Annotated in this window: 12 protein-coding genes and 1 riboswitch; of the genes, 11 read left to right on the top strand and 1 reads right to left on the bottom strand. The window is 39.8% G+C overall.

Features of this window, described 5'->3' with window-relative positions; all coding sequences use genetic code 11:
• Positions 1–166: 166 nt before the first annotated feature.
• From LMF89_RS16630 to LMF89_RS16620, 3 genes are all read left to right on the top strand, one after another.
• Entirely contained in the window at positions 167–952 is a 786-nt protein-coding gene (locus tag LMF89_RS16630; protein WP_229536078.1) for a polysaccharide deacetylase family protein, read from the top strand.
• A 255-nt stretch (positions 953–1,207) separates the two neighbouring features.
• Positions 1,208–2,704, top strand: coding sequence for a DASS family sodium-coupled anion symporter (locus LMF89_RS16625; protein ID WP_229536077.1), 1,497 nt, complete (start codon positions 1,208–1,210; stop codon positions 2,702–2,704).
• A 420-nt stretch (positions 2,705–3,124) separates the two neighbouring features.
• Complete coding sequence (locus LMF89_RS16620; protein ID WP_229536076.1) at positions 3,125–4,357, top strand: aminopeptidase; 1,233 nt, start codon at positions 3,125–3,127, stop codon at positions 4,355–4,357.
• A gap of 127 nt (positions 4,358–4,484) precedes the next feature.
• On the opposite strand, the gene LMF89_RS16615 is transcribed toward LMF89_RS16620, so the two are convergent.
• A complete protein-coding gene (locus tag LMF89_RS16615; protein ID WP_229536075.1) occupies positions 4,485–4,757 on the bottom strand; it encodes a hypothetical protein in 273 nt (90 codons plus the stop codon).
• A 349-nt stretch (positions 4,758–5,106) separates the two neighbouring features.
• Here LMF89_RS16615 and LMF89_RS16610 point away from each other — a divergent pair, with 349 nt between their 5' ends.
• From LMF89_RS16610 to thiE, 8 genes are all read left to right on the top strand, one after another.
• A complete protein-coding gene (locus LMF89_RS16610; RefSeq protein WP_229536074.1) occupies positions 5,107–5,730 on the top strand; it encodes a YczE/YyaS/YitT family protein in 624 nt (207 codons plus the stop codon).
• Between the two features lie 83 nt (positions 5,731–5,813).
• Complete coding sequence (locus tag LMF89_RS16605) at positions 5,814–6,458, top strand: glucosaminidase domain-containing protein (protein ID WP_229536073.1); 645 nt, start codon at positions 5,814–5,816, stop codon at positions 6,456–6,458.
• Between the two features lie 254 nt (positions 6,459–6,712).
• Positions 6,713–7,897, top strand: coding sequence for an efflux RND transporter periplasmic adaptor subunit (locus tag LMF89_RS16600; protein ID WP_229536072.1), 1,185 nt, complete (start codon positions 6,713–6,715; stop codon positions 7,895–7,897).
• A gap of 11 nt (positions 7,898–7,908) precedes the next feature.
• Entirely contained in the window at positions 7,909–11,052 is a 3,144-nt protein-coding gene (locus LMF89_RS16595; RefSeq protein WP_229536071.1) for an efflux RND transporter permease subunit, read from the top strand.
• Positions 11,053–11,299: 247 nt separating this feature from the next.
• Positions 11,300–11,410, top strand: a riboswitch (TPP riboswitch).
• A 220-nt stretch (positions 11,411–11,630) separates the two neighbouring features.
• Positions 11,631–12,440, top strand: coding sequence for a bifunctional hydroxymethylpyrimidine kinase/phosphomethylpyrimidine kinase (gene thiD, locus LMF89_RS16590; protein ID WP_229536070.1), 810 nt, complete (start codon positions 11,631–11,633; stop codon positions 12,438–12,440).
• Positions 12,430–13,665, top strand: coding sequence for a putative hydroxymethylpyrimidine transporter CytX (gene cytX, locus LMF89_RS16585; protein WP_229536069.1), 1,236 nt, complete (start codon positions 12,430–12,432; stop codon positions 13,663–13,665). The genes thiD and cytX overlap by 11 nt, the downstream gene beginning before the upstream one ends.
• Positions 13,629–14,441: a hydroxyethylthiazole kinase gene (gene thiM / locus LMF89_RS16580; protein ID WP_229536068.1), complete on the top strand. Its 813-nt coding sequence runs from the start codon at positions 13,629–13,631 to the stop codon at positions 14,439–14,441. The genes cytX and thiM overlap by 37 nt, the downstream gene beginning before the upstream one ends.
• Positions 14,434–15,063 carry a thiamine phosphate synthase gene (gene thiE / locus LMF89_RS16575; RefSeq protein ID WP_229536067.1) on the top strand — a complete coding sequence of 210 codons (630 nt, stop codon included), beginning with the start codon at positions 14,434–14,436 and terminating at the stop codon, positions 15,061–15,063. The genes thiM and thiE overlap by 8 nt, the downstream gene beginning before the upstream one ends.
• Positions 15,064–15,073 lie beyond the last annotated feature (10 nt).

Genomic DNA, 15,073 nt, shown 5'->3' with positions numbered 1-15,073 from the left:
GATATGTTAAGGCTCATGTCTAAAAATAGGGGGTTAGACCGGTTCGATTCGTTTTATATGTTTTAAAGACGCCCAGCTTTTTTCTTATTCTTTTCCAGGCGGATGGCTGGTGTAATTGGTTGTATAAAAGACAGAAGGGTGTGTTAAGCTAACAAAGGGGGATACTATGAACAAACAGAAACTTTTACTACTCTGTGGTTTACTTAGCATCATTTTATTAGTGACGTCTTGTACTCCTGCGAAAAAACCAGAAACCCAGGTAATTCCTGAGATGGGGGAGGAGACGACTCCAGCTGATAATGATAAATATAAGAGGGGGAATAATATTCCTGGAAAGTTGTATTGGGCAGGCAGCGCACATGATAAAAAGATCGCCTTAACCTTTGATGATGGACCAGAGAATGACTGGACGCCTAAGATTCTGGCAATTTTGAAAGAAAAGGACATAAAGGCAACTTTCTTTGTGATTGGCAAGCAAGCTAAAGTATATCCAGATATGCTAAGGAAAATTGATGAAGAAGGACATATTATTGGCAATCATACCTTTGATCATGCTGATCTAACAAAGTTGGATGCCCCAAGCGTAACAAAAGAAATCGCCGAATGCGCGCTTGTAATCAATCGCATCATTGGGAAAACACCTACACTAGTGCGACCGCCCTTTGGTTTCCATAACGAAATAGCAGATACTGCAATTTACTCCAGAAATAATAAGATTATTTTGTGGTCCTTGGATACGGATGACTGGCAGGGACCAGATGCTGCAACTGTTAAGGAGCGGGTAGTGCCTAAAATGAAAAATGGCTATATCATTTTACAGCATAATGGGGTCAATCCTTATTTAGGTGGCAGCGTAGAAGCCTTGCCAATTATGATTGAAGAATTAAAAAAACAAGGATATGCATTTGTTACCATTCCAGAATTATTAGAGCTTCAGCCTTATGAAAAATAAGATTCAGCAGAATGCTTTTAGGTAAGGGTGCTCTGCTTTTTTAATTTAATAAATCCGGGGCTGCCCTCAAAATGCAAACGAAGAGGGGCAGCCTCGTTATTTTTATTATAGAGGATATTTTTGAGAGGAAATAAGCATTTCAGACGGCTATTTTGGTGTTGGGGTTCAATTTTCTAGTTACATTGAAGAGTAAATAGTATAATATAGAAGAACTAGGCATAGCGTTCAGTGATTAAATCATAAGGAGGATGTAGAATGGCAGCACCAACTAAGACAGAAATTCAATCTGTAGAACAATCATTTCTAAAACGTTTTGGTTTAATTATAGGTGCATTGATATTACTTGGCATTGTTCTCATGCCCACCCCTGAAGGATTACCTATAGCAGGCCATAGGATGCTTGCTATTCTAGTGTTTTCTGTTATTATTTGGATGACAGACACGATATCTTATCCGGCTAGTGCTGCTGTTATCATGGCGTTGATGGCTTTCCTGCTTGGGATATCTCCTAATGAGGCTGATCCAAAAACAATAATAGGAACGGCTCAAGGCTTAAGGATGGCATTAGACGGTTTTAGTAATACGGCACTTGCATTAGTGGGTGGAGCTCTTTTTATTGCAGCTGCCATGATGCAGACGGGGCTAGATAAGAGAATTGCCTTATTTGTTCTATCAAAAATCGGCGCTAAAACCAATAGGGTACTAATTGGTGTAATATTAGTAGGTTTTATTCTTAGCTTCTTTGTGCCGAGTACTACTGCACGTGTGTCTTGTATGGTTCCTATTGTTATGGGGATTATAGGGGCATTTGGTGTAGAACATAAGAGTAAATTTGCGGGCATGATGATGATTGCCGTAGCGCAAGCGGATAGCATTTGGAATGTAGGAATAAAGACGGCAGCTGCTCAAAATATGATTGCATTAGGTTTTATTGAGAAGCAGCTTGGTATTTATATTAGCTGGCTAGATTGGTTTATCGCTGCTGTTCCTTTTTCCATTTTTATGTCTGTGGCTTTGTACTACGTGCTAATGAAACTGATGCCTCCTGAAACAGATGAAATTGCAGGTGGAAAAGAAGCGGTTGCTAAAGCTTTGACTGAACTTGGACCTATGAAATCAAATGAAAAGAAGTTAATGATAATATCGGTAATACTTCTTGTTTTATGGGCAACGGAGAAGATTCTGCATCCCTTCGACACTTCTTCTACGACCATTGCTGCCATTGCAATTATGCTATTACCTGGTATTGGTATTATGACCTGGAAGGAAGCTCAGTCTAAAATACCTTGGGGAACATTACTCTTATTCGGGGTTGGTATTAGTCTTGGTTCGGCACTTCTTTCGACCAAAGCTGCTACATGGCTTGCAAAGATAATTGTTACCATTTTTGGCTTGCAAACGATGCCAATATTAATGATTCTGGCAGTTTTATCAGCATTTCTTATTATTATTCACCTTGGATTTGCCAGTGCTACGGCGCTGGCGGCAGCTATGATACCAATTATTATATCCATACTGCAGGGCGTGAAGACTCCAGGCGTCAATATAGTAGGAATGACGATGATCTTACAGTATGTTGTGAGCTTTGGTTTTATTTTACCTGTTAATGCGCCACAGAATATGGTCGCCTATGGTACTGAAACCTTTGAAGTAAAGGATTTTATCAAAACAGGTATTCCATTAACCGTTATCGCCTATCTTTTGATCATGATACTAGGGGCTACGTATTGGAAGTGGCTAGGATTAGTTTAAAATAAAAGGAAGTAGCATGATGCTACTTCCTTTTATTCTATCTGTTGCATAAAAGATAGAAATATGTGTTAAGCTAAAGATATATTTTTGTCGAAAGCTTCATAACCTTTGCATTTTTGTGCTTCAAAATTAATATCATCAAAACAGTAAATTGAACTATTTTTCTTTACTAAATTTTACATAGTTTTATTATGCGTGTATCCTTATTAAATAAGATAGTTGTTACATCGTATATTGAATGTTAAAATAAGAAAAATATACCTTTAATTTTATTACGCCATGGATGCTTACTTTTCCTTTGTAGGTAATAGGATAGGAATGTGAAAAATCTTTGTAGTAAGAGTGTTGATGAAGGTAAATATGAGGGGAGTGAAACGTAGTGATTTCTATCTCGTTTGATAGAAATTAGCTAGGGGAAAAATGATGGATCATACAATGCTGGAAAAATATGCACGTCTTATTGTAAAAACGGGGGTTAATATTCAAAAAGGGCAAACCTTGGTAATTGCTTCGCCCATCGAATGTGCCTCTTTTACCAGAATGATAGCCCAGTATGCTTATGAAGAGGGCGCAAGAGATGTTGTTGTTACCTGGAAAGATGAGTTATTGTCTAAGATTCGATTCCTGCAGGCACCGGAAGAGGTGTTTGAAGAGTTTCCAGAGTGGCAGAAGGATTTTTATTTGTCTTATGTAAAACAAGGAGCCGCTTTTGTCAGCATTGCCGCATCTGATCCTGAACTTCTCAAGGATGTGAATCCTGGAAGATTAGTAAAGGTGCAGAAAGCCAGTAACACGGCACTCAAAGAATATAGAGAAAGATTGATGAGTAATAAAAATACCTGGTGTGTTGTATCCATTCCTACTAAATCTTGGGCTAAAAAAGTTTTTTCTGAATTATCAGAGGATGAAGCGGTTGCTAAGCTCTGGGATGCTATTCTTAAAACGGTGAGAGTCGATACACAAGATCCAGTTGCAGCTTGGGAAGAGCATAAGCAAAATTTAAAGAAAAGTTCAGATTTCTTAAATTCGAATCAATTTCAGTATCTGCAGTATAAAAATTCATTAGGTACGGATTTGAAGATCGAACTTCCTAAGAATCATATATGGCTTGGTGGTTCGGAATATACTCCGGAAGGATTGGAATTTGTCGCCAATATGCCAACGGAAGAAGTATTTACTTTACCTAAAAAAACAGGTATTCAAGGTACCGTAGTGAGCTCAAAGCCATTAATTTATAATGGCAATGTCATTGATCATTTTTCTCTTACGTTTAAAGATGGGAAGATCGTTGATTTTACTGCTGAGCAGGGGTATGAGATTCTAAAAGGACTGATTGAGACAGACGAGGGTTCTTATTATCTTGGTGAAGTGGCTTTGGTGCCTTACAATTCACCAATCTCCAATTCAAATATCCTGTATTTTAATACGTTATTTGATGAAAACGCTTCATGCCACTTGGCTATAGGAAAAGCGTATCCTGTGTGCATCAAAGATGGTGAGAACTTGGCAAAAGAAGAATTAGAAGCATTGGGTGTCAATGATTCTTTGGTACATGTAGATTTTATGATCGGATCCAAGGATCTTGAAATCATTGGAACGACAGCAGCAGGGAAAGAAATACCCGTATTTAAAAATGGTGATTTTGCTTTCTGAAAATAGTAAGTAATTAATAGTATTTAAGCAGAATGTGACCGCCTTCTAAGCTGAGAAGACGGTCACATTCTGCTTAGTTTGCTGTTGTAGTTATTCAGAATATACTTGTACGAACGCTTTGGATACTTTACTGCTCAAGTTGAACGATATAGGCGGGACCGATGTTTGATGAAATGCTTTGAGTAGTTGTGGAGATAGTATTATCTTGGTCATTGCTACGACTAGGCTCACTTTCCTGTATTTGTTGGAGTGTAGTTTGAATTTTTTCTAATTGTTGTTGAAGTTGATGAATTTGTTTTGTGTTTTCCGCTGCATCATCTGTGCTTTGTAGTTTTGCAATTTCAGATGAAACGATTTGTTTCTGACGCATTAAAATTGTGGGATCATTTGAGACTAACATCGAGAAAAAGCTTATGATAGCGGGAGGGGCATCATAAGTAGGCAGGACAAATTATAGGTCTCCCAGCTTGATCCGTTTATCTCTTGGCATCCTGCAGATATTGTTCTTGATCTTGAGTAAGCCATGAAGTAAGATAAGAAAATAAGAATAGTGAAGGCATTGTTAATTAACATCAACAATGCTTCTTTGTTTTCATGAATCAAGTAAGCAGCAGGTTTTGAATCGGGAAGTTCGTTATCATGTATTGATAACTTCTATGTAGCATATTTATAAAAATACAGCATCAATCCTAATCCTATATACTTACAGATTCAGAGTTGAGACTGTACTAACAGGAGGAAATCGACGCATGATAAAAAGACTCATTTTCTTACTTTGGGGATTATTTCTTTTTGCTCTTGGAATTGTAATGACCATTAAGAGCAATTTGGGAACATCACCATGGGATGCTCTTCATCTAGGATTAATTCATTATCTTCCATTGACCTTAGGGCAAGTATCCCAGTTAGCAGGAATTTTAGTGATTGTTGCCAGTTACTTTTTAGGAATGAAGCCAGGCTGGGGTACCATTGCTAATATGTATTTCATTGGTTTTTTTATGGATGTAATTATGGATAATAAGTGGATTCCTGATCCTACTTATTGGTTATTCCAAAGCGGGCTCTTACTGGCAGGTATCTTAATTATTGGCTGGGGAAGTTTTTTTTATCTTTCTGCTGCTCTGGGGGGCGGTCCTAGAGATAGCTTCATGGTGGGAGCGGTTACTAAAACAGGTTATCCAGTGTGGAAAGTTAGAACTGTCATTGAAAGTAGTATTGCAATGTTAGGCTACTTTCTAGGAGGACCGATTGGTATTGGTACCATCATTATTGCTTTGACGTTGGGACCTTCCGTTCAATGGGCTTTTTCCCTTATGGGAAAAAAGGCTCAGGAGATAGAGCATGATTCTTTAACGATTCGGTTAGAACAATAAAAGAAAAAATGGAAGCAGGATTATATAGATCTTTGTAAAATAGTTCTTTATATGGAAGGAATGTGATTTATGGGAGGTAGAAATTGAGGAAATTTAGCTTTATTAAAATATGTTTTGGGTTGATGTTTCTTTGGATAATCCCCATATCCAATACCTTGGCTTTTGGAAATTTTCAAACTACAACGGTTAAAAAAAATTATTTAAAGAATGAAGTCGTAGTCGATTTTACGATAATGGGATCATCAATCGCCACGCAAGAACAATGTGTAACGTATCTTCTAAAGCGAAATCCCTTGCCTTTACTTACAACCACTCCCAAGCAATTGGTTGAGTACTATTACCAAGAGGCAGGATTGGAAGGAATACGTCCAGATTTAGCATTTGCACAAGCATTACATGAAACGGGTAATTTTCGTTATGGTGGTGATGTGATACCATTACAGAATAATTACTGTGGACTGGGAACAACAGGTAACGGTGTCAAGGGGGCATGGTTCCCTTCGGCACAAATTGGTGTTAGGGCGCAGATTCAACATTTGTTGGCGTATACGACAACAAGGCCGCCAGCGCTGTCCATTGTTGATCCCCGATATAATCTAGTGAAAAGTACAGATAAGTTCGGGCAAGCTCTTACATGGACGGATTTAAATGGTAAATGGGCTGTCCCTGGGAAAACGTATGGGCAGATGATACTAAAAATTCATGAAAAAATTCTAATGGGAGAATAATCAGAAAAAGGTGTCTTATTTGACATCTTTTTTAAATCTTCAACTTTAAAAAAAGACCGACACAAAAATAAAAAAAGTGATTTGCAGGAAGGGATTGTAATAAATTCGTCGAATAAAAATAAGATTGACTGAATAGTCATTTTGAAAAGGAGTGATTTCAATATATATGGAAAAATTCTACCTTACATAAGGTATATTCCATTAAGGTGTTTATGATATGAATACAACAGTGGAGTAACAGCAGGTAAAAATTAGTGTTAGCAGAGTTAAGGGAGGTAAGTAATTTGGTTCGCATAAGTTCAAAAGTAAGATGGCGCAATTATATGGCATTAATTATTTTTAGTATGGTGATAATAAGCGGCTGCAGCAAGCAGGCAGCACCAGCACCGCAGGCTGTGGAAGTAAAAGCGATGCAGGTAGTTCGGAAAGATACTCCAATTGCATATGAATTTGTTGGGACAATAGAGGCCAAAAATGAAGTTCAAGTACGGGCTAAGGTTTCTGGTAATATTGTGGATAAAATGGTAGTAGGTGGAGCGGAAGTAACAGAAGGGCAACCTTTATTTCGCATTGACAGTCGTCAATATAATTCCGCGTTACTGACAAATCAGGCAACAGCTGCTCAAGCAGAAGCCTTGCTAGCCAAATCTCGTAAGGATGTTGGAAGATATAATCAGCTTGCAGAGCAAGGTGCCATTGCCCAGCAGACCCTAGATAATGCATTGGCAGAAGAAAAACAAAATGCCGCTGCAGCAAATGCCAATTGGGCTAAGGTGCAGCAAGCACAGGAAGATATTGAGGACACAATGATTCTTTCTCCATTGAATGGCAGGATTGATATTAATGATTTAAGTATTGGCAGCTTTGTAACGGCAGGATCAACAATCATGGCTACGATTTCTTCAGTTGACCCAGTCATGGTAAAGTTTAGTATGAGTGAAAATGAATATTTACAGTTTGCTAAAAATAAAGGTGCTTCTCCAGCTGAATGGGGACGGGATTTGAAGCTGATTCTCAGCGATGGATCTACCTATCCACTCACTGGGCAAATTGAACAGGTAGATAAAGGCTTAGCAACTGGCACAGGTACATTGAGTTTTAAAGCGTCTTTTGCCAATCCTAACAAGCTTCTGGTTCCTGGTATGTTTGCTCGTGTTGCGGTACAAAGTGAGGTGCGTTCTGGAGCTTTCTTAATTCCCCAAAGAGCCGTGCAGCAAATGCTGGATAAAACTCTCGTTACTGTGGTTGGCGAAGGTGAAAAAGCAGAAACACGAGCAGTTAAAATGGGCACAAAAATTGGTAACATGTGGGTAGTGGATGAGGGGTTGACAGAAAATGACCGTGTTGTTGTAGAAGGCTTTTTGAAGACTCCGCCAGGAACACCTGTAACGGTAACAATGATTGGCCCGGATGATTTACAAACTCCGGCGAAGCAATAGGAGGTAATCTGGTGGCTAAGTTTTTTATTGATCGTCCCATTTTTGCGATTGTATTATCGATTGTTATTGTATTAATTGGCTCAATCTCAGCGTTTAATTTGCCGATAGCCCAATATCCGCAAATTACACCGCCGCAAGTTAGTGTAAGTGGTAGTTATACTGGTGCGAATGCTGAAGTTGTAGAACAGACGATGGCCCAATTGATTGAACTACAAGTCAATGGGACAGAAGATATGGTTTCGATGCAATCAACGAGTTCTGATTCAGGTTCCTACTCGTTGACTGCAAAGTTTGATTTGAGTAAAAATCCTGATATGGCAACGGTACAAACCCAAAATCGGGTAGCACAAGCCAATGCGTCTCTTCCTTCGGAAGTTACCACAGCAGGTCTTACAACTCGTAAAGTTTCTCCAGATAATTCTCTAATCTTTACATTATGGTCTCCTAATGGAAGCTATGATAGTACTTTCTTAAAGAATTATGGCAGCATTTACCTTATCGAAGACTTGAAAAGAATCAAAGGTGTAGGGAACATCATGGAATATGGTGCCGATTATGGTATGAGAATCTGGCTGCAGCCAGATAAAATGGCTCAGTTGAAACTCACGGGGAGTGACGTCTCGACTGCTATTAGTGCTCAGAATATCCAGGCTCCAGCGGGAACCATTGGTCAAAGACCGACTTCTTCTCAGCAAGAATTTCAATATACGGCAAGAGTACAAGGGCGTTTAACTGAGCCAAAAGAGTTTGAAAATATTATTGTTAACTCTCAGAATGGCAACTTTATTCGTATAAAAGACATAGCCAAAGTTGAAATGGGAGGCAAAGAGTATGGCTTCCAGTCTTTTCTTAATGGACATGATGCAGTAGCTTTTGCTGTCCAACTCACGACTGATGCAAACGCATTAGAAACCATTACGCAGGTTCAGGAAAAATTAGAAGAAGCATCCAAGAAGTTTCCTTCGGATGTTGCTTATTATTCGGTCGTAGATAATACGAAATTCGTACGAGAATCTATGAAGGAAGTTGCGAAAACTTTTGCAGAAGCACTGGTACTGGTGCTTTTAGTCGTATTTTTATTTCTGCAAAGCTGGCGTGCTACTCTCATTCCAATGCTCGCCATTCCGGTTTCTTTAATTGGAACTTTTGGTGCGTTTATGGTGATGGGCTTTTCTATTAATACTCTGACCCTTTTTGCCATGGTATTGGCCATAGGGCTTGTGGTAGATGATGCGATCATTGTAATTGAAGCAGTGGAGCATCATATGCGATATAATGGCATGACTCCCAAAGAAGCAACGAAATTGGCTATGAGTGAAGTATCAGGTCCCGTTGTTGCGATTGCCTTTGTGTTGGCATCTGTATTTATTCCTGTCGCTTTTTTTGGAGGAACAACAGGTGTTTTATACAAACAGTTTGCTCTAACCATAGCAGTGTCGATGGCATTGTCTGCCATTGTTGCTTTATCTTTAACGCCGGCACTTTGTGCGTTAATCCTGAAACCTCATGATCCCAATGCTCATTCAGGTATGTTAGAGAAATTCTTCAACAAATTCAATGATGTGTTTGAGGCGACAATAGAACGATATGGTAGAGGTTTGGCGAAACTAATTAAACGGTCAGTTTTAGGTATTGTGTTCTTGGTATTACTATTGCTAGTGACTGGGAAGCTATTTCAATTAGTACCGTCTTCCTTTGTTCCTAGTGAAGACCAAGGGTACTTTATTTCAAGTATTAGCTTACCCGAGGCGGCAAGTGCGAGTCGTACCGCTACTGTTGCTAATAAAATAGCAAAAGATATGCGTGCTCTGCCAGGTGTAGAGGATACTATTGTAGTTCAAGGTTATGATATTTTGGCTGGTGCTCAGAAAGCAAATTCTGCGATTGTTTTTACAAAACTTAAGGACTGGGATGAACGAACAGCGCCAGGACTAGGTGTTGAGCAGCAAGTTATGAAAGTTTTGATAAATGGTTCCCGTGTTCCTGAGGCCAAGGTTGTTTCCTTTAATGCTCCTTCCTTACCGGGTATTGGCACCGTAGGTGGCTTTACCATGATGATTCAAGATAAAGGCGGCAATACCATTGAAGAAATAGATAGGGTTTCTAAGGAATTTATGGCTGCTGCTCGTAAGCGTCCAGAAATTGGGATGATTTACTCTACTTTTGGAATTGATACTCCTGGTTATCGTTTTGATGTAGATCGAGAAAAAGCAGAGCAGTTAGGCGTTCCCGTAAACGATGTATTTACTGCATTACAGACCTTTCTTGGTGGGGTGCAGGTTAATGATTTTAACCGTTTTGGTCGATCTTATAAAGTGGTTATGCAAGCGGAACAGCAGTTCCGTAATGATGTAGAGGGAACTCGTTTCTTCTTTGTCCGTAGTTCATCTGGAGCCATGGTACCTTTAAATACCTTATTAAAACCGCAAACAATTACAGCACCTCCTGTAATTAAACGATTTAATGGGTACAGAACGATTCAAGTAGGGGGTAATCCAGCTCTAGGATATAGCTCTGGGCAAGCATTAACTGCACTGGAAGAAGTGGCAGCACAGACATTGCCTAGTGGTTTTGGCTATGAATGGGCTGATCAGAGTCGTGAAGAAAAGATATCTGGTGGTCGTGCTCCTTATGTCTTTGGTTTTGCATTGTTGTTTGTGTTCTTATGCTTGGCAGCTCTTTACGAAAGTTTTGGTATACCTTTTGCAGTTCTTTTATCAGTCCCTACAGGTATATTCGGCGCATTTTTATTCCAATTCGTACGTAATTTACAAAATGATGTTTACATGCAAATTGGGATGGTTATGCTCATTGGATTGTCGGCTAAGAATGCAATTCTAATTGTAGAATATGCCAAAGTTAGGGTTGATAAGGGAATGGAACCCGTTGCAGCCGCTATTGAGGCAGCTAAATTACGGTTACGTCCTATCATAATGACGTCATTAGCTTTCATTATTGGATGTTTGCCTCTTGTAGTTGCTACAGGTGCTGGTGCTGGTGCTAGAAATTCTATGGGAACGGCAGTTGTTGGCGGCATGCTGGCAGCGACAATCCTGGGAATATTCTTAATCCCTGTACTGTTTGTCCTGATTGAACAGGGTGTGGGTTCCATTAAAAAATTAAAGAAGCATAAAAAAGAGATTGATGTTTCTTAATGTTGAAGGTCTTGCAAAATAGATAGCAGTGAAAATGAACCCACTTTTTATAAGTGGGTTTATTTTCTTAACTGGACAGGAATACAATATTAAATGAGGAAGAGGTTCTTTCATGATTAAAAGAGCCTAGAAGGCCTGCGAGTCAGACTGATATTTGGCAGCAAATTTGCAAATTATAAGCCAAACGGTAAAATCCTTTGGTTGAAAAGATAGGTAAGATATGTTACGATGAGCCTGGAAAAGAATAATTCATGTCAAGGGGAGCTGGAGGAGCCGGCTGAGAGATAGATCTGAAATCTATGACCCTTTTTAACCTGATCTGGGTAATGCCAGCGGAGGGATGAGCTATAGAGTCTTTGTATGCTAAAGCGCATCCTTATGGATGTGCTTTTTTATTATGATCAGGAGCAGTTAAAAAAACAATGAAACACGAAGATGCGAAGACTCGGTCAAAAAGATATAAACAGACCCTTCGTGTTCTTTGTACTTCTTCGTGACCTTCGCAGTTCAAAATGTTTTTTGTTATAGTCGCAAGAACTCGCAGCATTTTTCTTATTTATAATAGAGGGGGAACTTATATGAAGAAGGTACTAACGATAGCTGGTTCTGATTCAAGTGGCGGGGCTGGTATTCAAGCAGATTTAAAGGCTTTTTCGGCACATGGGGTATTTGGTATGAGTGTGATTACAGCAGTGACAGCGCAAAATACACAAGGCGTATTTGCTGTACAGGATATTGATATAGCTGTGATTGATAAACAGATCGAAGCTATTTTTGATGACATTACAGTAGATGCTGTTAAAATTGGCATGGTTTCTCGTACGGAAACGATTAAAGCCATAGCAAATGGTCTTAAAAAATATAATGCCCAGAACATTGTCGTAGATCCTGTAATGATATCGAAAAGCGGTTACTATTTGTTGCAGCCCGAGGCGGTAGAGGCATTGATCTCTTACCTACTACCCTTAGCATCGGTTGTAACGCCCAACATTCCCGAGGCAGAGGAAATCAGTGGGCTAAGGATTCATAGCTTGAAGGATATGGAAGAAGCTGCTAAATTCATTCATCAATTAGGACCGAAGTATGTACTGCTAAAGGGCGGACATCGGGAAGATGATGCTACCGATATTTTATTTGATGGAGAAAGTTATCAATATTTGAGTACACCTCGAATTGCTACGCAAAATACCCATGGCACAGGCTGCACCTTGTCAGCTGCAATTGCTGCCAATTTGGCTAGGGGGTATTCTGCGCAAGAGGCAGTTTCTAGGGGGAAGGAATATATTCACACGGCGATTGAACACTCCTTTGCTATTGGCAAAGGTGTTGGTCCTGTTCATCATTTTTATAATTTATATAAAGGCGCAGGTATGTTAAATGACGAATGAAACAAGTAATAATGCATTAGGTTTTAATCACTTTTTATTTTTATGGTTTGGTGCGGCAATATCCATTGCTGAAATCTTAACAGGAGGGTTATTAGCTCCTCTTGGCTTTCAAAGCGGAGTAATAGCCATTGTGATTGGTCATGTGGTTGGTGTAATTATTTTGGTGCTGGGCGGTATCATTGGTACCCAGGAAAGGATACCAGCTATCGTCTCTACTCGTATTTCTTTTGGCGTATATGGATCTTATTTATTTTCAGTGTTAAATGTGCTGCAGCTTGTAGGGTGGACAGCAGTTATGATTATTGCTGCAGCCCGGTCAGCTAATGAAATCAGCAAAATGCTGTGGGGAATGGATCAGCTCTCTCTTTGGAGCATGGGGATTGGCGGCTTAGTTCTTCTGTGGATCGCTCTTGGTAGAGAGGGCGGCTTAAAGAAAGTGAATATGTTAGCCGTGTTTTTGTTGTTTGGTATTACGGTACTATTGAGCAATGTAGTATTTAAAGATAGTACCGCTTTAAGTGCACCGCCTATTGGAGGAATGTCTTTTGGTGAGGCATTAGAATTGAGTGTTATTATGCCATTGTCCTGGCTGCCGCTGATTGCTGACTATACACGCTTTGCTAAAAGCAGAACAAGTGCAGCTTTGGGCAGCGGGCTAGGTTATTTTATAGGTAGCTGCTGGATGTATCTGATTGGCTTAGGCGCTGCTATTATAGCAGGTAATCCCAAACCTTCTACCATGATGCTGGCCGCTAATTTAGGATTATCAGCTCTAGGCATTATTGTGCTGGCAACAGTAACAACTACTTTTTTAGATGCTTATTCTGCTGGTGTTAGTTTCGCTAATATTTTTCCGAAGCTAGATGAGAAAAGAATTGCTTTAGTTATGACGGTGATTGGCACGGGGATTGCTTTGTGGGTGAATATTGAGCAGTATGAAAATTTCCTCCTTGCCATTGGATCTGTTTTTGCTCCATTATTTGCGGTACTATTAACTGAGTATTTTATTATTAAAAATAGGCAATTGCGTCCGGAACTTCTTGTAAATTGGAGTGCCCTAGCAGTTTGGGCCTTAGGGGTTATTATGTATCATCAGTTTATTACCATGGAGTTTGTACTGGGAGCAACCATACCGGTCCTACTCTTTACGTCACTACTTTATAAAATCATTTGGGGGTATACAAAAGAATGGAAATCCTGCAAAAAATATCCGACAGCCTCATAACTGTAAAAAACAAAAAGCCTCTGGTACATCATATTACGAACTATGTGACAGTGAACGATTGTGCCAATATAACTCTGGCTATTGGTGCTTCTCCTGTTATGGCAGATGATATAGGAGAAGTAGAAGAAATGGTTTCCTTTGCTTCTTCTTTGGTATTAAATATAGGAACTTTAAATTCGCGGAGTATTGAGTCCATGCTGGCGGTTGGCAAAAAGGCGAAAGAACGAGGGATTCCCATTGTTTTTGATCCCGTGGGAGTGGGAGCAACCAGTCTTCGAACTGCCACTGCCAAGCGAATCATAGAAGAAGTGGGGCCGTCGGTCATTCGTGGCAATATGTCGGAAATGAAGATTTTGGCTGGCTTGGATGCGCAGATTAAGGGTGTTGATTCGACTGCTGATGAAGAAGATGGAATAACAGTAGCCAAACTGCTTTCTAAAAAGCTTAACTGTGTAATTGCGATTACCGGAAAGCAAGATATTATTGCTCAGGGAGATCAAGTTTGCTTGATTAATAATGGTCATCCTATTTTATCTCAAGTTACAGGTACAGGATGTATGGCTACATCATTGGTTGCTTCTTTTTGTGGAGCAACTGAGGAGTGGTTTGTGGGAGCGGCAGCAGGCATTATGACCATGGGCTTAGCCGGGGAATTGGCACAGCAGTCTTTGCAGGCAGGAGAAGGAATCGGTACTTTTCGGATGCGGCTGTTTGATGCCGTGTGGGCTATGACACCTGAGCTTATGAAGAAAGGCGGTGTCATTTCCAATGGATAAAAAAGCAGTTGATTACTCCTTATATTTAGTAACGGATCGAGAGTTACTGGGGAATAAGGATTTAGCGGCAACAGTGGAAGAGGCTATTAAAGGAGGTGCTACTTTAGTACAGATTCGTGAGAAGAATGTGTCTACTTTAGATTTTTTTGAGTTAGCCTTGGTGTTAAAACATATTACTGGAAAATATAAGGTCCCTTTCATAATCAATGACCGGATCGATATTGCTTTAGCGATTGATGCTGACGGTGTACATATTGGACAAGAAGATATGCCTTTAGCAGTAGCACGAAAATTACTTGGTCCTACTAAAATCATTGGTGTATCAGCCTCCACTTTGGAAGAGGCTGTGAAAGCCCAAGATGAAGGGGCGGACTATTTAGGAGTCGGCGCCGTATTTCCTACCAGGACAAAAAGCGATGCTGATCATGTGAGTATAGCAGCTTTTAGGAGAATAAAAGAGGGAGTCTCGGTACCTGTTGTTGCCATTGGCGGCATTGAAAAGAATAATATTCAACATGTGATGGAGGCTGGCGCGGATGGAGCAGCCGTTGTATCAGCGATTATTGCTTCTGCTGATCCTTATCAAGCAGCGTGTAACCTTCGCCACATTATAAAAAAATAAGAACACAACA

This window comes from Pelosinus baikalensis (assembly GCF_020819555.1).
Taxonomy (GTDB): domain Bacteria; phylum Bacillota; class Negativicutes; order DSM-13327; family DSM-13327; genus Pelosinus; species Pelosinus baikalensis.
The sequence above is the reverse complement of the archived record's forward strand: the minus strand, read 5'-3'. Positions and strand labels throughout refer to the sequence as shown.

Excerpts from the sequence above, each read along its gene's own strand:
- thiD (WP_229536070.1), top strand. The coding sequence starts at position 11,631 with ATGAAGAAGGTACTAACGATAGCTGGTTCTGATTCAAGTGGCGGGGCT.
- LMF89_RS16620 (WP_229536076.1), top strand. The coding sequence starts at position 3,125 with ATGATGGATCATACAATGCTGGAAAAATATGCACGTCTTATTGTAAAA.
- LMF89_RS16625 (WP_229536077.1), top strand. The coding sequence starts at position 1,208 with ATGGCAGCACCAACTAAGACAGAAATTCAATCTGTAGAACAATCATTT.
- cytX (WP_229536069.1), top strand. The coding sequence starts at position 12,430 with ATGACGAATGAAACAAGTAATAATGCATTAGGTTTTAATCACTTTTTA.
- thiE (WP_229536067.1), top strand. The coding sequence starts at position 14,434 with ATGGATAAAAAAGCAGTTGATTACTCCTTATATTTAGTAACGGATCGA.
- LMF89_RS16610 (WP_229536074.1), top strand. The coding sequence starts at position 5,107 with ATGATAAAAAGACTCATTTTCTTACTTTGGGGATTATTTCTTTTTGCT.
- LMF89_RS16630 (WP_229536078.1), top strand. The coding sequence starts at position 167 with ATGAACAAACAGAAACTTTTACTACTCTGTGGTTTACTTAGCATCATT.
- thiM (WP_229536068.1), top strand. The coding sequence starts at position 13,629 with ATGGAAATCCTGCAAAAAATATCCGACAGCCTCATAACTGTAAAAAAC.
- LMF89_RS16615 (WP_229536075.1), bottom strand. The coding sequence starts at position 4,757 with ATGTTAGTCTCAAATGATCCCACAATTTTAATGCGTCAGAAACAAATC.